Origin of the sequence: Arthrobacter zhaoguopingii (assembly GCF_009828605.1) — a bacterium.
GTDB lineage: Bacteria > Actinomycetota > Actinomycetes > Actinomycetales > Micrococcaceae > Arthrobacter_D > Arthrobacter_D zhaoguopingii.
The window spans coordinates 159,611-180,778 of the sequence record NZ_WIAE01000002.1 but is presented as its reverse complement, the minus strand read 5'-3'; the positions used below and the strand labels follow the sequence as shown (position 1 = coordinate 180,778).

Below are 21,168 nucleotides of genomic sequence, written 5' to 3'. Positions count from 1 at the left end.
GTCCACTCCTCCGGTTGGGATCATAGATACTGGCCGGTGTTTGCCGCCGTCTCGATGGCCTTACCCGGTTCCTGCCCGGCTTTGCCCTGGACGATGGTGCGGATGTAGGTGATCCGCTCCCCTTTCTTACCCGAGATCCTCGCCCAGTCGTCGGGGTTGGTGGTGTTGGGCATGTCTTCGTGCTCGCGGAACTCGTCGACGACCGCACGCATGAAGTGCTCAATGCGCAGGCCCTTGCTTCCCTCGAGCAGCAGGTCCTTGATCGCGTACTTCTTGGCCCGGTCGACGACGTTCTGGATGACCGCCCCGGAGTTGAAATCCTTGAAGTACAGCATCTCGGTGTCGCCGTTGGCGTAGGTCACCTCGAGGTATTCGTTCGACTTCTCGGTCGAGTACATCTTCTCGACGGTGCGCCGGATCATCTCCTGCACGGTGACGGCCACGTTCCCGCCGTATTCGGCCAGGTCGTCGGCGTGCAGCGGCAGGTCCTCGGTGATGTACTTCCCGAAGATCTCCGCCGCCCCCTCGGCGTCGGGGCGGTGGATCTTGATCTTCACATCGAGCCGGCCCGGCCTCAGGATCGCCGGATCGATCATGTCCTCGCGGTTCGAGGCGCCGATCACGATGACGTTCTCAAGCTTTTCCACCCCGTCGATCTCGCTGAGCAGCTGCGGGACGATGGTGGTCTCGACGTCGGAGGACACCCCGGTTCCGCGGGTGCGGAACAGGGAGTCCATCTCATCGAAGAACACCACCACGGGGCTGCCGTCGGAGGCCTTTTCGCGCGCACGGGCGAAGATCAGCCGGATATGACGCTCGGTCTCACCCACATACTTGTCGAGCAGCTCGGGGCCCTTGATGTTGAGGAAGTAGCTGCGGACCTGCTCCGTGCCGGCACGTTCGGCGGCACGGGCGGCAAGTGAACTGGCCACCGCCTTGGCGATCAAGGTCTTGCCGCAGCCGGGAGGCCCGTACAGCAGGATTCCCTTGGGCGGCTTCAGTCCGTGTTCGCGGTAGAGGTCGGGGTGGAGGAAGGGCAGTTCGACGGCGTCGCGGATCTGCTCGATCTGCGGCCCCAGCCCGCCGATGTCCTCGTAGCCGATGTCCGGGACCTCTTCGAGCACGAGGTTCTCCACCTCGCTGCGGGCCACCTTCTCCAGCCCGTACCCTGACTTCGTGTCGACGGCCAGGGCGTCGCCGACCCGGATGCGCTGGGACTGCAGCGGCCCGCTGAGCCGAATGACCCGCTCGTCGTCGGTACGGCCCACGACGAGCGCGCGGTCCTTGCCGAGCAGTTCCTTCACCGTCACGATCTCCCCGGCCCGCTCGTAGCCGAGGGCGGCCACGATGGTCAGTGACTCGTTGAGGAGCACCTCCTGGCCCGGGGAGAGCTGGCGGACGTTGATCAGCGGGCTCACCGTCACCCGCAGCTTCCGGCCGGACTGCAGAATGTCCGCCGTGTCCTGCACCGTGGCCTGGGTGGTGGTTCCCGGTTCGGCGGGCTGCTGGACGTTCACCTGGATCACCGTGGCAAAGCTGAAGGGTGCCGCGCCCTCCTTTTCCAGGGCGGCCTTCAGCCTCACGATCTCGGTCCGCGCCGCCTCAAGGGCTCCCACCAGGCGGGCATTGTTCTGCGTGGCCGTCGCCAGCTGCCTGTCGATATACCGGAGCTTGTCGCGCAGCACGTTGAGCTGCCGCTGGACTACGGAGTTCTCCGCCGCCGCGGCGGAGTGGTGCTGGCCGGTCCGGTCGGGTTGGGGAGCGTAGTCTTCAGAGTCCGACATATCGTGTCGCCACCTTCACTCGGCATTGAACTATAGTTCGACCATAGCGCAGGACCGGCGGCAAATGCCCGCATCGTTGCCTAATTGTGGCGGGCGCACGAACCCCCTATAGGCCGGACCCGGCGCCCGTTCCAGTCTCCTTTTCCGTGTCCTTTTCTGCTTCCTTTTCGGCGTCGCGGCGGGCCTGGGCCTCCTCCGGAGGGAGCGCCCCGCGCTGGATGGTGGAGGAGGCGTCCCGGGCGACCCGGCGCAGCCTCTTGTCGGAAACCTCCCGCTCCCCTACCGCCTGCGGGGTCCATGCGTTAAGGTCCTCGTCGCTGAAATCGGTCTTGGACGGCCGCCGCTTCTGCACCAGGCCCGTGGCACCGTCGGCCAGGCGCCGGGCGGTGAGCAGGAACCCGGTGTGCGCCACCATACGGTGGTCGGGGCGCACCGCGAGGCCCTCAAGGTGCCAGCCGCGCACCATCGACTCCCAGGCCTCCGGCTCCGTGAACCGCCCGTCGGCGCGGATGGCCTCCGCGGTGCGGGAGAGCTGGGTGACCGTCGCGACGTAGTTGATCCAGACACCGCCGGGGGCCAGGACGGTGGCGACCGCGTCGAGGCATTCCCAGGGCGCCAGCATGTCGAGCACCACGCGGTCGACGCTGCCGGGCTCCTCCTCGACGAGTACCTGCTCCTGGAAGTCGCCCAGCGTGACGCGCCAGGCGGGGTGCGGTCCACCGAAAATTGTCTCAACGTTGCCCTTGGCGATTTCGGCGAACTCCGGCCGGCGCTCGAAGGAGTGGAGGTACCCTGCGTCCCCGACAGCACGCAGCAGCGAGATGGACAGCGCGCCGGAGCCGACGCCGGCCTCGACCACGCGGGCACCCGGGAAGATGTCGCCCATGGTGACGATCTGTGCGGCATCCTTGGGGTACACCACCGCCGCCCCGCGGGGCATCGAGAGCACGAAGTCCGAAAGCAGCGGCCGGAGCGTCTGGTACAGCTGGCCGGTGGTGTTGGGGAGGACGGTGCCCTCGGGCTGACCGATGATGGTGTCGTGCAGCAGGAACCCCTTGTGCGTGTGGAACGCCCCGCCGGGGGTGAGGGTGACGGTGTTCATCCGGCCCTTCTCATCGGTCAGCTGCACCCTTTCGCCCGGCCGGAAGGGGCCCCGTCGGCTCGCTGCGCCGTGCGGCGGGTTTTCGGCAGGGCTGGAGGCGGGGTTGTTCATTCAGGAAGTCCTTTGGTTAGCGTCAGGCGGGGTCGGGGTCGGGGTCGGGGTCAGGCGGAGCCGGGCGTGCGTTTGCCGGTGAGGGCGTCGATGACGGCCAGCCGGTGGAGGACCCCGGTCACGGCGCCCTGTGCATTGGTGACGGGGAATTCGAAACCGTCCGAGGAATCAAGGAGCTTCAGGAGCTCCTGCCCCGAGGCGGACTCGTCGATGCCCGCCCTTGAGGCGAGGGGACGGACTGAGGTGCTGGCCCGGGTGGTGCCGGCCGCCTCCTCGGGAACATCGGCCAGGGCGCCGAAGTCGACGACGAACTCCGGCCGTCCCTCGGCATCCAGGAGCACCGCGGCCAGATCGGGCCGGCCGGCGGCCAGCCGGCGGAGCTCGCTCACGGTGCTCGCGGACGGGAGGCCGATGGCGGGCTGCTTGAGCATGCCCGCGGTAAGACCGGGGATCCGGAGCCGGATGCGGGCCGTCCGGATGGCCTCGCCGGCCCCGGCCCACATGAAGGTGGCGACGAGGACGCTGATGATGACGAGGGTGAACTGGGGTGCGCGGCCGGAGAGCAGCGGAAGACCGAGCACCAGACCGACGAACAGCAGCACGATGACCCGTCCGGCCCAGCCGGCGGCGATGGTGCCCCGATCCTGGCTCCCGGTGGCCTTCCAGACGGCGGACTCCACGATCCGGCCGCCGTCAAGGGGCAGCCCGGGCAGGACGTTGAAGACGGCGAGGATCAGGTTCGCCCAGAAGAGGGTGTTGGCCAGCAGATCCACCACGGTGCCCTGCTCGGAGGCAAGGATGATGCCCCAGCTCACCAGGGCCAGGAGGAAGTTCGAGGCCGGCCCGGCCAGTGCGACGGCCAGTGAGCGGCCCGGGGAGGAGCTGAAGTGCTCGAACTGGGTGTGACCGCCCCACAGGTTGAGGACGATCTGCCGGGTGGGCCAGCCGAAGGCCCGCGCCGAGAGCGCGTGGGCGAATTCGTGGATCAGCACTGACAGGGCAAGGAGCAGGGCATAGCCAAGCGCGACGACGTAGGCGCCGAGGCCGATGCCGGGGAAGTTCGCCTCGACCCTCGGCCCGAAAAACACCGTGATGATGACCGTGACCAGGAACCAGGGCCAGGTCAGGATAACCGGGATGCCCGCAATCCGGCCCAGTGAGACCCCCAGGCGGCGCTCCCTCGGCCCGGCGGCCGGTCCGCTCATCGTCCGCGGGCGGCCGTGTCGCGCACCACGCCGTTCAGGTCCTCAAGAGTCCTGCCTTCGAGGGTGGTCCAGTCGGTGCGGGCGGGATCCTTGGGCAGCGGCACGAAATGGGGGACGGCGAGGGTCACCACGCCGGCGGCAAGCGCCGAGGTGACTCCGGGGAGGGAGTCCTCGACGGCGATCACCCGGGCCGGGGAGAGGCCGGGGCGGTCCTGGGCCAGCCGGTCGAAGGCGGTGTGGTAGGCCTCGGGGTCGGGCTTTCCACGCTCGACCATGTCCCCGGTGACAAGGAACTCGAAGGTCCCCTCGGGAAGTTTGGCGGCGATCTCCGTGGCGAGAAGGCGTTCGGACATGGTCACCAGGGCGCACGGGATGCCGTTGGAACGGAGCTCTTCGAGGAGCTCACGGGCGCCGGGTCGCCAGGGAACCTCAACCCGGACCTTCTCGACGACCCGGGAGATGAGATGGTCGATGATTTCCCGCTCGGTCAGCCCGACCCCGGCCTCCTGGAGGAGGCGGGCCGAGAAGGACAGCGCCTGGCCGACCAGGGCGCTTGCCTGGCCGTCGGACCAGGTTCCGCCGTGATCCTTCACCAGCTGGGTTTCGGCTTCAATCCAGTAGGGCTCGGTATCGACGATCGTGCCGTCCATGTCCCACAGGACGGCCTGGACTCCATCGCCCGGCGAGACGGCCCCGGCCGGGTTTGAGGTGGACGGAGTCTGGAGAGCGCGGGTTGCCATGGTCCAAGTCTACGGTGGCCCGCCCCGGCGTCCGCCCGCCTCCGCTGTGCGCGAAGCGCCATCCGCGGTGACTGACAGGTTCGCGGGGGGAGGTTTAGGGTGAAGAAGTGAACACCTTCGACGAGAGCCAGCCACGCGGCGTCCGCGACCTCTTCCAGGATGCCTCGGATCCGGACCGGCGGGTCACCATCATGCTCGCCGCCTTCGAGGGCTGGAACGACGCCGGCGAGGCGGCCAGTGACGCGCTCCGGTTCGTTGGCAGGTATCTCGGCAGCGAGAAGATCTCAACGATCGACGCCGATGAGTTCTACGACTTCCAGTTCACCCGCCCTCTGATCAAGCGCAACGCCGCGGGCCAGCGGCGGATCAAGTGGCCGACGACGAAGATCAGCCGGGCCTCGGTTCCGAACTCGAACATCGACCTGATCCTCGTGCACGGGGTCGAGCCGTCCTATAAGTGGCGGGCCTACACCGCCGAGCTCGTCGCCTTGGCGAAGGAGCTCAAGGTGGACTGCATGGTCCTGGTCGGGGCGCTGCTGGCCGACGTGCCTCACTCGCGGCCCATCCCGGTGACCGTGACCTCCGACGATGACCTGGTGCGCGAGAGCCTCGACGTGGAGCCCTCGACCTATGAGGGACCGATCGGGATTGTCGGCGTGCTTGCGGAGGTGGGACTCCTTGCGGACATCCCCACTCTGTCCCTGTGGGCGGCCGTGCCCCATTATGTGGGGCAGTCCCCCTCGCCGAAGGCGCAGCTGGCCCTGCTGAACCGGCTGGAGGAGCTGCTGCAGGTGAGCCTTGAGACGCACCTGCTCAGCGAGGAATCCGAGGCGTGGGAGCGCGGAGTGGACGAGCTGGCCACCGAAGACCCCGAGGTGGCCGCCTATGTGCGCCAGCTTGAGGAAGCCAAGGACACCGTGGACCTGCCCGAGGCAAGCGGCGAGTCGATCGCCCGCGAGTTCGAGCGATACCTCAAGAAGCGCCGGCGCGAGCAGTAGCCGGGCGGGGCCCGCCTCTGCCAGGCGTCCGGAAGGGGTCCCGTGCCGGCCTCCCTCAGAGTCGGATGCCGAGCAGCGCGTCCAGCGCGGCCGTCACCTGCGCGGCGCCGGCGGAGATGCTTTCACTGGCGGGGGTGCCTTCGGCGGAGGTCCGGGCCTTCTCGGCCCAGCGGTCCACGGCGGCAACCGCGGCGGGGGCGTCGAGGTCGCGGGCCAGGGCCGCCCGGATCTCGGCGGTCAGGGCGGAGGCCGACTCCTCATCCGCCTGCGGCAGGGCCGCCCGCCAGGACGCGAGCTGCGCCGTGGCCCGGGCAAGCACCCCGGCGGTCCAGGACCAGTCGCTGCGGTAGTGGTGGTTGAGAATCGCAAGCCGGATCGCCGCCGGGTCCACCCCCTCCCTGCGGAGGGCAGAGACGAGCACGAGGTTGCCCTTGGATTTGCTCATCTTCTCGCCTTCGAGGCCGACCATCCCGGCGTGGGCGTAATGCCGGGCCAGGGGCGTGCCGCTTCCGGCCCACCCGTGCCCGGCACTCATCTCGTGGTGGGGAAAGATCAGGTCGCTGCCGCCGCCCTGCACGGTGAGCGGCGCGGGCAGGAACCGCTGGGCGATGACCGAACACTCGATGTGCCAGCCGGGGCGTCCTTCGCCGAGGGATCCACCCTCCCAGTGCGGCTCACCTTCGCGGGCGACCCGCCACAGCAGGGGGTCGAGCGGGTGTTTCTTCCCTGGGCGTTCGGGGTCTCCCCCGCGCTCGGCGAAGAGTTCGGTCATCTCGTCTTCGGGAAGGTGCGACATCAGGCCAAGGGCCCAGCGGGACGGGTCCTTCGGATTGAGGGCGGAGGCAGCTTCGACCGAGAAGTACACATCCCCGTCCGGGGCCCCGTCGGAGCCCGGCACGCGGTAGGCCAGGCCATCCTCCAGCAGGGCCTCAATCACGGGCACGATCCATTCGATCGCCTCGACGGCGCCGACGTAGTGATCGGGGGCGAGGACGTTCAGCGCCTCCATATCGGTGCGGAAGAGCTGGATCTGGTTCGCGGCAAGCTGCTGCCAGTCAACGCCGGTGGCGGTGGCCCGCTCCAGAAGAGGATCGTCGACGTCGGTGACGTTCTGGACGTAGTTCACGCGCGCACCGGTGTCGCGCCAGACCCGGTTCAGCAGGTCGAAGGCGACATAGGTCGAGGCGTGCCCGAGGTGGGTCGCGTCATACGGGGTGATGCCGCAGACGTACAGGCTCGGATTCTCCTCAGGGGTGAGCTCGACGACGCGGCCCTCCGCCGTGTCGTACAGTTCGACGCCGGACTGCCGGCCGGGAAGGGTTGGGACAGGGCTGGAGTTCCACGCAATCACACCTTCTACCATACGGTCTTGGCGGAGCCATTCCGGCCGTATCCGTGCGGCGGAGGGTTAGGCGCTGATCACATTGAAGCCGAGCAGGATGAACAGGAGCATGCCCAGCAGGATGCGGTACCAGACGAAGACGCCGTAGGTGCGGGTCGAGACGTATTTCAGGAACCAGCCGATGATCGCGAACCCGACTAGGAACGCGATGACGGTCGCCAGGGCCGTCTCCCCGGCGTCGTAGGGACCCCAGTCCCCCAGGCTGCTGCCGAGCTGGTACAGGCCGCTGCCGAAGACTGCCGGAATCGCCAGCAGGAAGGAATACTGAGCGGCGGCTTCGCGGGAGTAACCCATCAGCAGGCCGGCCGTGATGGTGCCGCCGGAGCGGGACACGCCGGGAATGAGTGCCAGCGCCTGCGCGAAGCCAAACAGCACCCCGTGGCGGACGGTCAGCTGGTCCAGGTTGCGGGTGTGCTTTCCGACTGCGTCGGCCACCGCCAGGAACACGCCGAAGACCACCAGCATGGTCGCGACAAGCCACATGCTGCGCAGCGTGCTTTCGATCTGGTCCTGGAACAGCAGCCCCAGGACCGCGATGGGCACGCTTCCCACAATGACGAGCCATCCCATCCGGGCATCGGGGTCCTGTCGGCTGACCCGGCCACGGAGCGAACCGAACCAGGCGCGGACGATCCGGACAATATCGCCCCAGAAGAAGACAACGACAGCCGTTTCGGTGCCGAGTTGGGTGATGGCGGTGAAGGCCGCCCCCGGGTCCTGGGCGTTGGGAAGGAGTTCGCCGACGATGCGCAGGTGGGCGCTCGAGGAGATGGGAAGGAACTCCGTTAGTCCCTGAACAAGGCCCAGGATGGCCGCTTCGAACCAATTCACATGTTAAGACCCTAAGGCACCATTCGACCCCGAGGCTTTAGGCTGGGCCTATGCAACGGCGAAACGTGGGGACGAGCGGCCTTGCCGTGTCGGTATTGGGGCTCGGCACCATGTCCTGGGGGCAGGATGTCGACGACGAGGCGGCGCGCGAGCAGCTGCGCATCTTCGCCGACGCCGGCGGCACCCTCGTGGAAACCGCCGGAGGCTACGGGGCAGGGCGCGCCGAGGCGATGCTTGGCAGCTTTTTCGGTGACACCGTGGCGCGCTCCGAACTGGTGCTGGCGGTGCAGGGCGGCGCCGTGCGCGCGGGGACGCACCGCGCCGATGTCTCCCGCCGGGGACTCCTCGATTCGCTCGATGCGTCGCTGTCCCGCCTCGGCACCGACCACGTGGACCTGTGGCTCGCGCCCGCGCCGGACCCGCTGGTTCCCCTCGCTGAAACCCTCAGTGCGCTCGAGGTGGCCTACTCCTCTGGCCGGGCCCGGTACGTCGGCGTGTCCAACCATGCCGGCTGGGAGTTCGCGCGCGCCGCGGCCACGGCAGCGATTCCGCTGATCGCCAACGAAATCGAATACTCCCTGCTCAACCGGGGGGCCGAACGTGGCGCCGTGCCCGCCGCGGCCGCCATGGGCGCCGGAGTGCTGGCCTGGGCTCCGCTGGGCCGCGGGGTGTTGACCGGCAAGTACAGGGTCTCCACCCCCGCCGATTCCCGCCGGGCCTCCGACGTGTGGGCGCCGTACGTCGACAGCTACCTCGAGGGACGGCCGCTTCGGGTCGTGGATGCGCTCTGCACAGCCGCTCGGGGCCTCGACCTGCAGCCGCACGACCTCGCCCTGCGGTGGCTGCTCGGCCGCCCGGCGGTTGCCGCCGCCGTCGTGGGTGCCAGGACGCCGCAGCAGCTCAAGGAGCTGCTGGGGACAACGGCCGAACCGATCGCCGGCCAGATCGCCGAGGCCCTCGATGAGGTCTCGGCGCCGCTGGTCTAAAGGACCGCCTGCTCCGACCGCCCGTTCCGACCGCCCGTTCCGGCGGTTGCTTCGACCACCCGCTCCGGCTGATCCGGCGGCGCCTCCTGCGGGCGCCACCGGCCGCGCTGGTGGATGGTCCCGGCTGTGCCGGCCCCGGGTATATCAGTGACAGTTAGGTCAGTGACAGGGCGGTCAGTCCCGGGTGGCGTTGACGTCGTCCGTCTCGACATCGACGTCGGCGTCGGTGTCATCATCGACCTCGTCGAGGTCGTCGTCCTCAAGCTCGGCGTCCTCGTCGGACTCCTCGTAGATCTCCAGCGGGGTCACCTCGCCGTGGGCGTCGTAGAGGGCTTCCTCATAGGCCTCGAAGGCATCCGCGATGGCGAGATAGGCGGCCTCGACCGCGGGATCATCGTCCATCCTGCGCGAAGCGGATGCCGCAAGGTGCTCTTCAAGAGCGGTGACAAGGGCCTGGAGCGCGACACGCGGATCTATGCTCATGAGTTAGACGTTATCGGTAAAGTGGTCGAAATTGGAGGAATATGAGAGAGCAATTTCTGAACTCAACCGCCGTCCGCAAACGGGATTTCGGCCGCCAATACGAGTACCTCGTACTCACCGTCAACGCCGGCGAACCGGTGGGCGCGGCACGGAAGGTCCTCACCGAACACGCCGAGTACGGCAAGTGGGAACTTGAGCGCAGCTGCATCTACCTCGGCGGCAGCCGACGTTACTGGCTGCGCCGAAAAGTGCTGCGGGTGGAGCGCACCGCCTAGTTCTCCAGCGGGCCCAGCCACGCCGTGGCCACCGTGTTGTGGGCCGAATCCTCATTCGAAGGATGGAACTGCCCGGCGAGGGCGTCCCGGTGCAGCCGGGCGATCTCGCTCGTTGCCGCATATCCCGACCCACCGGAGACCTGCAGCCCCGTCTCGGTAAGGCGGCGCGCGGTGTCGACGGCCGTTGTCTTCAGCCCGACGAGCTTCGCGAACCAGAACGGGCCATGGTCGGTCCCCGCATCAAGATCCGCCGTCACGGCCCTGAGCTGCGCGTCCAGCGCGTCCACCCGCATCGCCCCGGCGGCGATGCGGTGGCGCATCACCGGGTCCTGCGCCGCGCTGATGCCCCGTACCCGGGAGGTGCGCCGGCGCGCGGCCTCCACGGACAGCTCGAGGGCCCGGTCGGCGATGCCGGCGTAGACGGCGGAGATCAGGGTCTCGAAGGCGGCAAAGACCGCGAAGACGAACGGGTCGGCATTCGGTCCCACCGGGAGCCGTCGGAAAACGGCGGAGGAAGGCACCCGCACCCCCTCCAGCCGCGTGGTGTTCGACTGGGTGGCGCGCATGCCGAGAGGGTTCCAGTCCTCGATGATGGAGACGCCCGGGGTGTCCCGCGGGACGAAGGCGTGGACGAGTTCACCCTCTCCGTCGGCACCGGCTCCGGCTTCCTTTCCGAACACTCCGAGGCGCGTCCACGCCGGGGAGAGGCTCGTGAAGATTTTGGTGCCGGTGAAGGTGAGCGAACCGTCCGGGCCCGGCTCCGCGGCGGTCGTGGAGTCGAAGAGGACCGCGTCGTTGCCCGGTTCAGAAATGCCGAAGGCGAAAACCTCCCCCGCGGCGGCCTCGGAGAGGATGAAGCCGAGGGAGTCGTCCCCGCGGTCCCTCAGGAGCACGGCGATTGCCGTCCAGACCAGGTGCATATTGATGCCAAGGGCCGTCGCCGGAGCGGCGGCGGCCAGCCGACGCTGGGCGGCGGCCGCCTGCCGCATTCCCGCGCCGGATCCGCCGTCATCAACGGCGCAGAACAGCCGGAGGTACCCGGCTGCCTTGAGGTCCGCCAGGTCCTCCGTGAAGAAGGTGTTCTCGGCGTCGTACCGTGGGGCGCGCTCCCGGAAACGTTGGAGGAGGGCGTCGGTCAGGAGGTCGGCGGGTTCCACGGCCGCCCTAGTAGGTGCTCAGGAGGCGGGCGAGCACCCGCGTGCCGAAGCGCAGCGAGTCGGCCGGCACGCGCTCGTCGACGCCGTGGAACATGCCCGTGAAGTCCAGCTCGTCCGGCAGCTGCAGGGGCGCGAAGCCATACCCGGTGATGCCCAGGCGGCTCAGCGACTTGTTGTCGGTGCCGCCCGAGAGCGTGTAGGGCAGAACCTTCGCCCCGGGGTCCTCGCCGTGGAGGGCATCGATCATCGAATCAACGAGGTTGCCCGAAAACGGCACTTCGAGGGACACGTCCTGGTGCGCATAGGAGACCTCGACGCCGGCTCCGGCGAGTTCGCGGACGATGTCCAGCACCTTCTCCTGCTGCCCGGGAAGGGTGCGCACGTCGATGAGGGCCTCTGCGGTGCCCGGGATGACGTTGTGCTTGTAGCCGCTCTTGAGCATTGTGGGGTTCGCGGTGTTCTGCAGGGTCGCCCCGACGAAGCGCGCCACAGTGCCGAGCTCGGCCAGCAGCAGCTCGGGGTTGTCCGGATCGAATTCGACTCCGGTGAGTTCGGTGACACCGTCGAGGAACTGCCGGGTGGTGGGCGTCAGTTCGATCGGCCAGGGGTACTCCCCGATCCGGGTGACGGCCCGCGCCAGCCGGGTCACCGCGTTGTCGGTGTTGATCTGGGAGCCGTGGCCGGCCCTCCCATGGGCGAGCAGGCGCAGCCAGGAGATGCCCTTCTCGGCTGTCTGCAGGAGGTAGGTGCGCTGCCCGCCGATGGTGGCGGAAAATCCGCCCACCTCCGAGATCGCTTCGGTGGCCCCGTCGAAGACTCCGGGTTTGTTGTCAACGAGCCAGGACGCGCCGTACTTGCCGCCGGCTTCCTCATCGGCGAAGAAGCCGAAGATGAGGTCCCGCCGCGGCCGGGTGCCGCTGCGCTGCAGATGGCGCAGCACCGAGAGGATCATCGCGTCCATGTCCTTCATGTCGACGGCTCCGCGGCCCCAGATGAGCCCGTCGCGTTCCTCTCCGCTGAAGGGGTCGACGCTCCAGTCCTCCTTCTGGGCCGGCACGACGTCGAGGTGGCCGTGAACCACCAGGGCCGACAGGGAGGAATCAGTCCCCTCCATGCGGGCGATGACCGACGCCCGCCCTGGGGCGGCCTCGAAGATTTCCGTCGCCAGTCCGACCTCTTCGATCAGCCCCGCCGTGTACTCGGCGGCCGCCCTCTCCCCCGGGCCGGCGTTGTCACCGAAGTTTGAGGTGTCGATCCGGATGAGCTCCTGGCAGATGCGTACAACTTCGTCTTCGGGCGTGATCGCCATCGCTGGGTCCTCCTCGGGTGCGGTTGGTCCCAGCCTACCGAGGTGCCCGGTGTGCCGGGCCAACCCGGGCCGAGCCGCTGCACCGGGTCGCCGGTCTGCGGTGCTCAAAACCCCCGGAAAGTCAGGACCGAGCGGGCGCACCGATCCCCCGATTCAACTTCTGGGCCGATGTCGTGTTAGAGTTTTTTTCGCCGCTTTCGAAGGTTTTCAACCGGGAAAAGCCCACCCGCGCGGGTGGCGGAATGGCAGACGCGCTAGCTTGAGGTGCTAGTCCTCTTATTGAGGGTGGGGGTTCAAGTCCCCCTCCGCGCACAGCGAAGGCTCCGGTCAGAGACATCTGACCGGGGCCTTTTTTGTTGCCGTTTTTCTGGGTTGGTTCTTTGGGTGGCAGCAATCTTCCGGGCGCCGCTCGTCCCTTCCCAGTCGAACAACTTCGAGCCCAGCCGAACATCCGGAAGATGTGAAAACGCCACGGCCGTCCAGTCCAACCGATGGGAGGCCTGCCCCACCCGAAGGGAGGCCTGCCCCGGTTGAAGGTGAACGTGTTCCACCTGAAGGTGGAACTGTTTCAACTGCAGGTGAACCTGTTTCAGCTGATGGTGGGCCAGGTGATGATGGGCCAGGTGATGATGGGCTTGTTCAGTCGATGGCCGGCCAGTCCTCGGTGATGGTGGATTCGATTCAGCCGATGTCGGAGCTGGGGGGCGGGTCGACCCCGCATCAATCTGATTTCGATTGCCCTCAATCAGTGTCTGGCGCACGAGGCGTAACGCTTCCCGTTAGCCGGGGACGGGTTCGGGCAGGGTCTGGTATTTGCGGCCGGCCGGGGAGGTTGCGGTGATGATTCCGGGCTCGGGTTGTTCGTAGTGCCACAGCCCTTCGCTTTTGAGCATGTGGTGTCTGCGGCACAGGTGGGCCAGGTTGTTGTGGGCGGTGGTGCCGGCCCGGGACCACGGGATGGTGTGGTCGAGTTCGGTTGAGGCGGCCGAGCGGTTGCAGCCCGGGTGCCGGCAGGTGCGGTCCCGGACACGCAGCCACTTTTTCAGGTCCGCCGGCACCGTGTAGGTGTCCCGGCCGACGCTGAGGACCGCTCCGGTTTCGGGGTGGGTCAGCAGCCGGGTGAAGGAGGGGGCGTGGGCGGCCAGCCGGCGGGCAAGGTCCGGGGCGATGGGCCCGTAGCCTTCGAGTTCGCCGGGGGCGTCATCGACATCGAGCAAGGTCAGCACCGGGACGGTGACGTGCACCTGGGCCTGGATCCCGTTCCACCCGTGGGGCTCAACCGGCCGGCCCGGAACCCTACCCGCACCGCCCGCATCTGCGCTGCCCGCGCCCGCCCGGGCCGCATCTGCACGGCCCGCGCCCGCGGGAAGGGACGCGGTGTTTGCGGGGCCGGGGCAGGTGTGGGTGAGCAGGTCGGTGAGCACGTCGGTGCGCAGCTGGGTGAGGGTCCGGGTTTCCTCGGTGCACTGCAGCGCCCGGAAGAGCCGGGTCAGGCGCCCGTCGATGGCCACTGCCTTTTCCGCCGGTAGGTACACGTTCAGCCAGGCCATCCCGTCGTCGTCGGGGTGGAACTCCACCCGGCGGTGCGTCTGCGCCGACTGGGTCCGCTTGCTGATGGCCTCCGGATGAATTTCCGCACGCAGCCGGCGGGCCCGATACGCCAGCCGCGCGGCCGTCGTATCCTGCGCGACGGGGAGAAGTTTCTGCTCGAAATAGGGCAGGGCGAAGTCCGGGATCCCGGCGCACTCATCGACCAAGGTGAGCGCGTGCCGCCAGGAGATGGCCCCGGTTTCCAGGGCCTCGAGGGTCGCAGGGAGATGTCCGGTGAGCACGAAGGCATGCTGGATCAGGGACCCGGCGGTGCGCTCGGGGATCCGCAGGGCGCACGCCACCTCCGAGGCGGCCAGGGTATCGGCCAGGGAGCCGGCCCGCATGCCGCGTTCCTGGAGGTGTTCTTCGGTGAGGATCCGGACCCGCTCGGTGAACCTCACGGTCTGGGCATCGGCCCAGTTCTTCAGCCGCGCCATGGCCTGCAGCCCGCCGATCGCCTCATCGAGCCCGGCGGTGTCCGCGGCGCCGCCGGTGAGGAACCCGGCACCGAGGATCTCCGCGGCCGCCTCAAGCCACCCGGGGTCCTGCGCTGTGGGATCCACCCCCGAATCGGGGGAGCCTGCCCTTTCCATAACCCAAGAATGTCACCCCCCACCGACATTCTTCGGTCGGAAAGTCAGCAGGAAAACCACCCGTAAACCAGCCGAACCGCCCGACTTCAAGGCGGCACCACTGGCCCGCCCATCAACAGGGAAGCCAGTCCGGACACTAAGGCAGGAAGCCGGCCCGCCCATTAGCAGGAAAGCCAGTCCGGACATTAAGGCAGGAAGCCGGCCCGCCCATTAGCAGGAAAGTCAGCCCGGACAATAAGGCAGGACGCCAGCCCGCCCATCAACAAGGAAGCCGTCCCGGACAATAAGGCAGGAAGCCAGCCCGGACAGCAAGGCGGAAGCAGGGGCGACAGCTGACAACCGGGCTGAGAACCCGCCGGAGAACCAGCCCCCGGGGCCGAAGCGTGCCAGACGCCGATGACCGGTCCGGTAGGCGTTCACCACCTCCGGCGGGTACTGCTGGGCGCTCGACGGTGGCGTCACCGCGCCCGGTTAAGCTGGGACTATGCTGCCGTCCGCCACCACTCCGCCCGACCCGGTCAGGGTCGACGTCATCTCCAACGGCACGCCGTGGTGGGAGGTGGTCAGCTCGTTCGGACCATTGGCGATCCTCCTGACGGCGGTCATCACCGGAGTGATCGCGTGGCGCAACGTGCGGGACCGCCGGGAGGCGGACCAGCGTTCCCAGTGGTGGGCCCGGGCCGAATGGGCGCTTGATGCGGCCATGTCCGAAGACCCTCCGCGCCAGGAGATCGGGCTGGGCGTCCTGGACAGCCTCGCCGCCAGCGACCTCGCCGGCCCCGAGGAGGTCGCAATCCTCGAGGTCGCCTGGGCCCGGTTCCTCCCGTCGGAAGTGGACGGGGTTGACGGCGTGGGAGACAATGGAGCAGCAGGGGAACCGATCGTGGAGGAGGCAGGGCAATGAGCGCAACCACAAGCCGCAATGTGAACGCTGGACGCCGCCAGCCCGCCGATCACCCCGCCCAGGGCGACGAGCAGCGGGTCCGGATCCGTGCGGCACGCCTGCGGCTGACCACTGACCGGAAGCTGGGCAAGGAAACGCCCTCCTGGGTGAAGCAGCTGGCCAAGAAGCCGCTGTAGGACGCACCCCGGGCGGACCGGACAGCACGTCGGCTGTGCTTGGATGATTTCATGGCTTTCACACCCCTGACGCTCACCGGTTCCCGGGTTGTCCTCGAACCCCTCGCCCACCGCCACTACCAGGGGCTGGTGGATGCCGTCCGTGACGGTGAGCTGTGGAAGCTTTGGTACACGAGCATTCCCTCTCCCGAAGGCATGGCGGAGGAAATTGACCGCCGGCTAGCACGTCAGGCGGAAGGAGAGATGCTTCCTTTTGCGACCTTGGACGCACAGACCGGCGCGGTGCTGGGGATGACGACCTTCTGCGACATCGACAGGGCGACGCCGCGCGTGGAGATCGGCTACACCTGGAACCGGTTGTCGACCCAGCGGACCGGGACCAACGCCGAAAGCAAGCTCCTGATGCTGACCCACGCCTTCGAAACCGAGGGCTGTGCCTCCGTCACTTTCACCACCCACTGGCACAACCTCCAGTCGCGGGAGGCCATCACCCGGCTGGGGGCCCGCCAGGACGGTGTGCTCCGGGCGCACAGCCGGATGGCCGACGGCACCCTGCGGGACACCGTTGTCTTCTCGATCACCGCTCCCGAATGGCCGGCGGTCGCCTCCGGCCTCCGGCACCGCCTGGAGCGCGCCAGCTGACACCTCCAGGCGGAAGGCTGTCCGCCGTCCCGAGCGTCAACGCCCTCAGGTCCGCCTGACCGTCGCCGTCAGTCGAAGGCGGCGGCCACCACGAAGCTGAACACTGGACGCGGATCGGCTTCGTCGTGCCGGGCGATGCGGTGCAGCAGGAGACCTTCGAAGCAGGCCATAACCGCTGCGGCGGAGGTGCGTGGGTCCCGCGCCCCCAGCCCTGCGAGGGCCGGCAGTAGCGCTGACTCCATGGCGGCCCTGCCCCGCACGACGGCGTCCCGGATGGCGGTATCGTGCCCCGCCTCCATGAACAGGGCCAGGCGTGCCGCCGTCAGGGTCCGGTTGGCGCCGCTTGTCTGCTCGAACAGGAGGCAGAGCCCGTCGACGAATTCGGGCGCGGTGCCCGGAGCGAGCTGCGGGCCGTACGCATCGAGTTCCCTCTCCACGATGCGGTCCACCACGCCCGCCAGCAGCGCCCGGCGGGTCCGGAAGTAGTTGGAGGTCGATCCCCGAGGCAGCCCCGCCCGCTCATCGACCCGGGCATGCGACAGCGCGCGCAGGCCGGAGGAACCCAGGAGGTCGACGGCGGCGTCGAGGGCGCGGAGACGGATCGGTTGCATGAACCTACTATAAACATAGTGATTTTCCACTATGAAAGTAGTAACCTGCTTCCATGTCATCCGATGCGATGCATCTCCCCCAGCCGGACTCCTCCAACGCTGGCAACCCGGAGGCGCCGAATTCCGGCGTGTACTCGCGGCTTCTCGGGGCGCTTGAGCATGCAGACGGCCTGGACAGGTACGTCGACGCCGCGGCCCCCGCAGCCCAGCGCATCATCGTCCGCGAGCGCGCACGACGGCTATTCCACGGCGACACCTCGGGCATTCCCCTGCACATCATCGTCAAGGACCTTCCATTCGGCGCATGGTTCATGGCCCAGTTCCTCGACCTGTTTCCCGATCCCGGCTCACGGCAGGCAGCCACCCGGCTCGTGGCGCTCGGGCTCGCCTCCTCCGGGGCGGCGGGGATCACCGGCTGGGCCGAGTGGGCGATGGCCGACCGGCCTACTCGCCGCGTGGGAATTGTGCACGCGGCAGCCAACGGCATGGCCGTCCTCGTCTTTTTCGGTTCCTGGTATGCGCGCATACGGGGCCGGCATGGCATCGGCGTGGGTCTGGGCCGGGTTGGCGGAGCGCTCCTGGTGATTGGCGGCTTCCTTGGCGGACATATGGGCCGGGGACGGGCGGCCCGCCCGTAGCATCAGGGTCCCGGGCGTGGATGGACCCCGGCCGGGGCCGCGCACCTCCTCTGGTCGGACGTGTGCCGCCTATAGGCTCCGTCCATGCACATCACCTTGAGGGCCATGGGTTCCGGCGATGCCGACGCCGTGGTGGAGTTCCTCGCCTCCAACACCTTCCCCTTCCACGTCCTGGCCTCCCCCACCCCCGGCGGCCTCCCTCCCGGTGTGGAGACGGGCCGCTTCTGGAACGAGGAAACCCAGGGTTACTGGATTGACGATGCCGGACACTGCATCGGCATGGCCGTCCTCCAGGACCTGCGCGATGACACTCCGATGTTCGACCTGCGCCTGGGCGACTCCCACCGGGGACGGGGTGGCGGGACCGCGGCCCTGCGGGCGTTGTGCGCGCTCGTGTTCACCTCAATGCCGGACGTCGTCCGCTTCGAGGGCCAGACGCGCGAGGACAACATCGCGATGCGCAGGACCTTCCTGCGTGCCGGCTTCCTGAAGGAGGCGCATTACCGCCTGGGGTGGCCAACCGCCGATGGTGAGAGGCTCGCCTCCGTGGCGTACTCGATCCTCCGGCAGGACTGGGAGTCGAACACCGTGACCCCGTTCGACTGGAATGACCTCCCCGACTGAAAGAAAGGCTGCCGGCGGGTTCAGCTGCGAGCGGCAAACCTCTGGCGGAGCCAGCCGAGGACGGCGTCCCCCTGCTGTCGCTGGAAGGTCCGCAGCGTGGGCAGTCCGGCCGGTGGCGGCTGGCGGGCGGCGTCGGTGAAGTAGGCACCGAACCCCGAAAGGACACCGTCGATGCTCTCGGGTGCCACCCCGTCGAAGATCGGGTGGCCTGACAGGATCGGCTCCACCTCAAAGGCCGGGTCGAAGACCCTGGTGTTGATTAGGACACTCAGCGCGTCGAACCACGCGGCTCCGACGCATGCCCACGGCCAGTCGACCAGCACCGCCGCGTTGGCCGGGGTGATCAGGATGTTGTCCGCCCTCAGATCGGTATGTACGAGGCACTCGCCCCGGAGGTCCCCCACTCCGCGCGCCGCCACCCGTTCGAGGACATCGAGGTTCTCCAGAACCCAGCCGGCGGCGTCCTGCGGCGGATCGGCCCGGACGCGCTCCCACCCGGCGAACGCGGGGCCGACGTCCGAGGCCAGGTCGGGAAGGTGGCCCAGCGCCGGGAGGACAGGTGTCCGGGCTACCGTCAGCAGGGCATCGAGGACCAGCCCCACCTCGCGGAGCTCCCACGGCAGGTGGGGGTGGCGTCCGTCCACGTCGGTGAGCACGAGGGCGATCCATTCGCCGTCGTCGAAGGTGCCGATTAGGGACGCTGTGGGCAGGGTCCCGGGCAGGACGGCGGCGACAGCCGCTTCCTTCCGGTGAATCCCCGGTGAAGCGGCGTTCAGGGCCGGCCCCACAGCTTTGACGAACGCCCTCCGGCCGGTGGGGGTTACCACCCGGTCCGCGCTGCCGGGCGAGAATCCTCCCTGCTGACCGGTGAACCCGGCCACAGGCTCCCCAAGGACTCCTTCGACGCCGGCCCGGACGTGCGCGGGCAGGTCGTTCCAGCCGATCCGGGGGGTCCACTGTGGCTGCATGCGCCTCATTATGCCTGCCGGTTCTCCGCCGGTGAGCAATGTCGACGCGTGGCATCGCCCCCAGCCCACCGAAAGGGACTAGGTTGTGCCAATGGAGTTGGAAGCGGAGGCGTTCTACATCGACGGACGGCGGACCGGTGCGTTGGTGCGTGAGACCGGAGGTGGCGCGCTCCGGACCACGGTCGCGTTTGTGCTTCCGGATGGACAGCTTGTCCACCTAACCCAGGAGACACGCTATGAAGGTGATGTCCTCGGCTGGACCTCATACCGCTATGTGGATCACCGCTCCGACATCGATATCACCGGAGTCCAGGCAGGCGACGCGGGCGGGACAGGCCCCCGCCCGGTGCCGAGCTACGCGGCACACCTGCTCCTGGTGCAAGCGCTGCGGGCGGGGAAGGATCGGCTGGAGTTCAGCCAGTTCGTTGAGGACGGGGACCGGAGGGCTCGCGACGCCGTCTTCGCCGTGCGGGGGCCGGAGACGATCGACACCCCGTGCGGCCGGCACGAGGCACTGAAGGTCCAACTGGAAGTCGAAGGAGAGCCGCGGAACACGTTCTGGTGGGACGGGAATACGGTCGTCAGAACCGACTGGCAGGGAGGCATTTCCTATGCGACCCACGACCTGCCCCTCCTCCTCAGTGGGCTCGACCCGAGGGTGCTGTCCGCTCTGGATTCCGCACTTTCTCGGCCGGTGTGTCCGGAACGCCGGACGGGCTTCGGCGGAACGGGCGCCCCGGAGTGATGCCCGTCAGGGGGCAGGTGCCAAGGGATCCGGGACAGGAAGCGCAGCGATGGCCTCGACCTCCACCAGTTGGTCCTGGTATCCAAGCACCGCGACGCCGAGAAGCGTACCCGGCACGTCCCGGTCCCCCATCCTTGCCCGAACGACGTTCCAGACCTCGGCCAGGTCCTCACGGTCGCTCGATGCCACGAAGACGGTGGTCTTGACGAGATGGGAGAAGTCGGCGCCGCCGGCGGCGAGCGCGAGTAGAAGGTTGACCATCACCTTGGCCGCCTGCCCCCGGTAGTCGCCGACGGCCGCCGTCGATCCGTCAGGATCCAGTGGACACGCCCCGGCAGTGAAGATCAGGTGCTCCCCTATAGGCACTCGTGCTGCCGCCGCATACTGCGCTCCCGTATAAAGCATGGAGCTGCGCAGGAAGGTCGTTTCGCTCATCGCCCTACAGTACAAGTGCCTGCGGAACGGCCGGTCTCGCCCGCGACCTCACATGAGGGAGAGCACGAAGGACAGCAGGAAGCCTGCCGCGGTGCTCAGCGCCACGGCGGGCCCGCCGTTCTCATAGGCCTCGGGCATCAGGGTGTCGGCCAGGGAAGCGATCACCGCGCCGGCTGCAAAGGCAAGCGGGATGGAGATGGTTTCGGGGCCGCTGCCCGACAGCGGTCCGGCCCCAATGAGGACGGCAATCACCAGCAGCGCGGCACACCCCACCCACAGGCCGACGATCGCTGCCGAGGACTTCCCCTGGTCGCGCATCGAGGATGCGCCAACGAGGGCCTCCGGAAAGTTCGAGACGAAGATGGCGGCAAGGAGGGCCAGTCCCCCGGTGCCTTCCCCCAGGGCGACGCCCAGGGCGACGTTCTCGGGAACGCCGTCGAGGGTCACCGCCGCCAGCAGCGCCAGGCCCGCGGCCCCCTTCGTCGAGGCCTTCGAGGACGGACGGTCCTGGGCGGCGGAGTCTGTGTCAAGTTTGGCACTGCCCTGATATTCGTCGGCCGGGGTGTCGTGTGTCCCGGCCTGGGCCCACCGGTCGAGCAGCGCACTGAGGACAGTGAAGACGATGGCCCCTGCGGCAAGCCCGATCGCGGCCCGCCAGATCCCGCCGTGCTCAAACGCGTCCTCGAACAGCTCGAACGCCAGCGCCGTGATCAGCGAACCGGCGGCGAAGGACAGGAGAATGGCCAGCAGTCGCTTGGGAAGGTTGAAGCGCACCCCGATGAGCGCCCCAATCACCAGGGCGCTCGATGCCACGACACCGAACAGGAGCGACATTGCCACACCGAAAGTATAAAAGCCG

General features: G+C 68.3%; 24 protein-coding genes and 1 tRNA gene. 11 read left to right on the top strand and 14 right to left on the bottom strand.

What is annotated here, in order from left to right; all coding sequences use genetic code 11:
* Positions 1-20: 20 nt before the first annotated feature.
* The 4 genes from arc to GVV77_RS03700 all read right to left on the bottom strand — a co-directional run bounded on the left by arc (position 21) and on the right by GVV77_RS03700 (position 4,942).
* Positions 21-1,784 (bottom strand): proteasome ATPase, encoded by a 1,764-nt coding sequence (gene arc / locus GVV77_RS03715; RefSeq protein ID WP_159616483.1) that lies wholly within the window; start codon positions 1,782-1,784, stop codon positions 21-23.
* Positions 1,785-1,890: 106 nt separating this feature from the next.
* Positions 1,891-2,997 (bottom strand): tRNA (adenine-N1)-methyltransferase, encoded by a 1,107-nt coding sequence (locus tag GVV77_RS03710; protein ID WP_159616481.1) that lies wholly within the window; start codon positions 2,995-2,997, stop codon positions 1,891-1,893.
* A gap of 50 nt (positions 2,998-3,047) precedes the next feature.
* On the bottom strand, positions 3,048-4,202 hold the full coding sequence (locus tag GVV77_RS03705) for a site-2 protease family protein (RefSeq protein WP_159616479.1): 1,155 nt from the start codon (positions 4,200-4,202) through the stop codon (positions 3,048-3,050).
* Positions 4,199-4,942 carry an HAD family hydrolase gene (locus GVV77_RS03700; RefSeq protein WP_159616477.1) on the bottom strand — a complete coding sequence of 248 codons (744 nt, stop codon included), beginning with the start codon at positions 4,940-4,942 and terminating at the stop codon, positions 4,199-4,201. The genes GVV77_RS03705 and GVV77_RS03700 overlap by 4 nt, the downstream gene beginning before the upstream one ends.
* Before the next feature lie 107 nt (positions 4,943-5,049).
* Here GVV77_RS03700 and GVV77_RS03695 point away from each other — a divergent pair, with 107 nt between their 5' ends.
* Entirely contained in the window at positions 5,050-5,940 is an 891-nt protein-coding gene (locus tag GVV77_RS03695; protein WP_246199616.1) for a PAC2 family protein, read from the top strand.
* Positions 5,941-5,995: 55 nt separating this feature from the next.
* On the opposite strand, the gene mshC is transcribed toward GVV77_RS03695, so the two are convergent.
* Positions 5,996-7,291 carry a cysteine--1-D-myo-inosityl 2-amino-2-deoxy-alpha-D-glucopyranoside ligase gene (gene mshC, locus GVV77_RS03690; protein ID WP_159616475.1) on the bottom strand — a complete coding sequence of 432 codons (1,296 nt, stop codon included), beginning with the start codon at positions 7,289-7,291 and terminating at the stop codon, positions 5,996-5,998.
* Positions 7,292-7,348: 57 nt separating this feature from the next.
* A complete protein-coding gene (locus GVV77_RS03685) occupies positions 7,349-8,173 on the bottom strand; it encodes an undecaprenyl-diphosphate phosphatase (protein WP_159616473.1) in 825 nt (274 codons plus the stop codon).
* Between the two features lie 50 nt (positions 8,174-8,223).
* Here GVV77_RS03685 and GVV77_RS03680 point away from each other — a divergent pair, with 50 nt between their 5' ends.
* Complete coding sequence (locus tag GVV77_RS03680; protein WP_159616471.1) at positions 8,224-9,159, top strand: aldo/keto reductase; 936 nt, start codon at positions 8,224-8,226, stop codon at positions 9,157-9,159.
* A 174-nt stretch (positions 9,160-9,333) separates the two neighbouring features.
* Here the strand turns inward: GVV77_RS03680 and GVV77_RS03675 are convergent, their stop codons facing one another.
* On the bottom strand, positions 9,334-9,642 hold the full coding sequence (locus tag GVV77_RS03675; RefSeq protein WP_159616469.1) for a hypothetical protein: 309 nt from the start codon (positions 9,640-9,642) through the stop codon (positions 9,334-9,336).
* A 41-nt stretch (positions 9,643-9,683) separates the two neighbouring features.
* Between GVV77_RS03675 and GVV77_RS03670 the strand changes: the two genes are divergently transcribed.
* Complete coding sequence (locus tag GVV77_RS03670; protein WP_133402452.1) at positions 9,684-9,917, top strand: DUF5703 family protein; 234 nt, start codon at positions 9,684-9,686, stop codon at positions 9,915-9,917.
* On the opposite strand, the gene GVV77_RS03665 is transcribed toward GVV77_RS03670, so the two are convergent.
* Together GVV77_RS03665 and GVV77_RS03660 are read right to left on the bottom strand one after the other, a co-directional pair.
* A complete protein-coding gene (locus GVV77_RS03665; protein ID WP_159616467.1) occupies positions 9,914-11,074 on the bottom strand; it encodes an acyl-CoA dehydrogenase family protein in 1,161 nt (386 codons plus the stop codon). The two genes, GVV77_RS03670 and GVV77_RS03665, sit on opposite strands and share 4 nt — an antisense overlap.
* Positions 11,075-11,081: 7 nt before the next feature.
* Entirely contained in the window at positions 11,082-12,383 is a 1,302-nt protein-coding gene (locus GVV77_RS03660) for a M20/M25/M40 family metallo-hydrolase (RefSeq protein WP_159616465.1), read from the bottom strand.
* 228 nt (positions 12,384-12,611) lie between these two features.
* Here GVV77_RS03660 and GVV77_RS03655 point away from each other — a divergent pair.
* Positions 12,612-12,695, top strand: a tRNA-Leu gene (locus GVV77_RS03655).
* Positions 12,696-12,874: 179 nt separating this feature from the next.
* Positions 12,875-13,051: a hypothetical protein gene (locus GVV77_RS03650; RefSeq protein WP_210252837.1), complete on the top strand. Its 177-nt coding sequence runs from the start codon at positions 12,875-12,877 to the stop codon at positions 13,049-13,051.
* Positions 13,052-13,162: 111 nt separating this feature from the next.
* On the opposite strand, the gene GVV77_RS03645 is transcribed toward GVV77_RS03650, so the two are convergent.
* Entirely contained in the window at positions 13,163-14,566 is a 1,404-nt protein-coding gene (locus GVV77_RS03645) for an HNH endonuclease (protein WP_159616461.1), read from the bottom strand.
* Positions 14,567-15,050: 484 nt separating this feature from the next.
* Here GVV77_RS03645 and GVV77_RS03640 point away from each other — a divergent pair, with 484 nt between their 5' ends.
* Genes GVV77_RS03640 through GVV77_RS03630 form a run of 3 tightly spaced genes read left to right on the top strand, consistent with a single transcriptional unit; the run spans position 15,051 to position 16,288 of the window.
* Positions 15,051-15,470, top strand: coding sequence for a hypothetical protein (locus tag GVV77_RS03640; RefSeq protein WP_159616459.1), 420 nt, complete (start codon positions 15,051-15,053; stop codon positions 15,468-15,470).
* The gene (locus GVV77_RS03635) at positions 15,467-15,646 is read left to right on the top strand and encodes a hypothetical protein (RefSeq protein WP_159616457.1); all 180 of its coding nucleotides are present in this window, start codon (positions 15,467-15,469) and stop codon (positions 15,644-15,646) included. Before GVV77_RS03640 ends, GVV77_RS03635 begins: the two co-directional genes overlap by 4 nt.
* 51 nt (positions 15,647-15,697) lie before the next feature.
* Positions 15,698-16,288 (top strand): GNAT family N-acetyltransferase, encoded by a 591-nt coding sequence (locus tag GVV77_RS03630; protein WP_159616455.1) that lies wholly within the window; start codon positions 15,698-15,700, stop codon positions 16,286-16,288.
* Positions 16,289-16,356: 68 nt separating this feature from the next.
* Here the strand turns inward: GVV77_RS03630 and GVV77_RS03625 are convergent, their stop codons facing one another.
* Entirely contained in the window at positions 16,357-16,899 is a 543-nt protein-coding gene (locus GVV77_RS03625) for a TetR/AcrR family transcriptional regulator (protein WP_159616453.1), read from the bottom strand.
* Positions 16,900-16,952: 53 nt separating this feature from the next.
* On the opposite strand from GVV77_RS03625, the gene GVV77_RS03620 reads away from it, so the two are divergent.
* Together GVV77_RS03620 and GVV77_RS03615 are read left to right on the top strand one after the other, a co-directional pair.
* Complete coding sequence (locus GVV77_RS03620) at positions 16,953-17,537, top strand: DUF2231 domain-containing protein (RefSeq protein WP_246199615.1); 585 nt, start codon at positions 16,953-16,955, stop codon at positions 17,535-17,537.
* An 84-nt stretch (positions 17,538-17,621) separates the two neighbouring features.
* Positions 17,622-18,161: a GNAT family N-acetyltransferase gene (locus tag GVV77_RS03615; RefSeq protein WP_159616451.1), complete on the top strand. Its 540-nt coding sequence runs from the start codon at positions 17,622-17,624 to the stop codon at positions 18,159-18,161.
* 20 nt (positions 18,162-18,181) lie between these two features.
* On the opposite strand, the gene GVV77_RS03610 is transcribed toward GVV77_RS03615, so the two are convergent.
* Positions 18,182-19,129 (bottom strand): phosphotransferase, encoded by a 948-nt coding sequence (locus GVV77_RS03610; RefSeq protein WP_159616449.1) that lies wholly within the window; start codon positions 19,127-19,129, stop codon positions 18,182-18,184.
* A gap of 91 nt (positions 19,130-19,220) precedes the next feature.
* Between GVV77_RS03610 and GVV77_RS03605 the strand changes: the two genes are divergently transcribed.
* Complete coding sequence (locus GVV77_RS03605; RefSeq protein WP_159616447.1) at positions 19,221-19,874, top strand: hypothetical protein; 654 nt, start codon at positions 19,221-19,223, stop codon at positions 19,872-19,874.
* A gap of 6 nt (positions 19,875-19,880) precedes the next feature.
* Here GVV77_RS03605 and GVV77_RS03600 read toward each other — a convergent pair whose 3' ends face one another.
* Positions 19,881-20,309 (bottom strand): RidA family protein, encoded by a 429-nt coding sequence (locus GVV77_RS03600; protein WP_159616445.1) that lies wholly within the window; start codon positions 20,307-20,309, stop codon positions 19,881-19,883.
* A 48-nt stretch (positions 20,310-20,357) separates the two neighbouring features.
* Positions 20,358-21,143: a ZIP family metal transporter gene (locus tag GVV77_RS03595; protein WP_425483340.1), complete on the bottom strand. Its 786-nt coding sequence runs from the start codon at positions 21,141-21,143 to the stop codon at positions 20,358-20,360.
* Positions 21,144-21,168 lie beyond the last annotated feature (25 nt).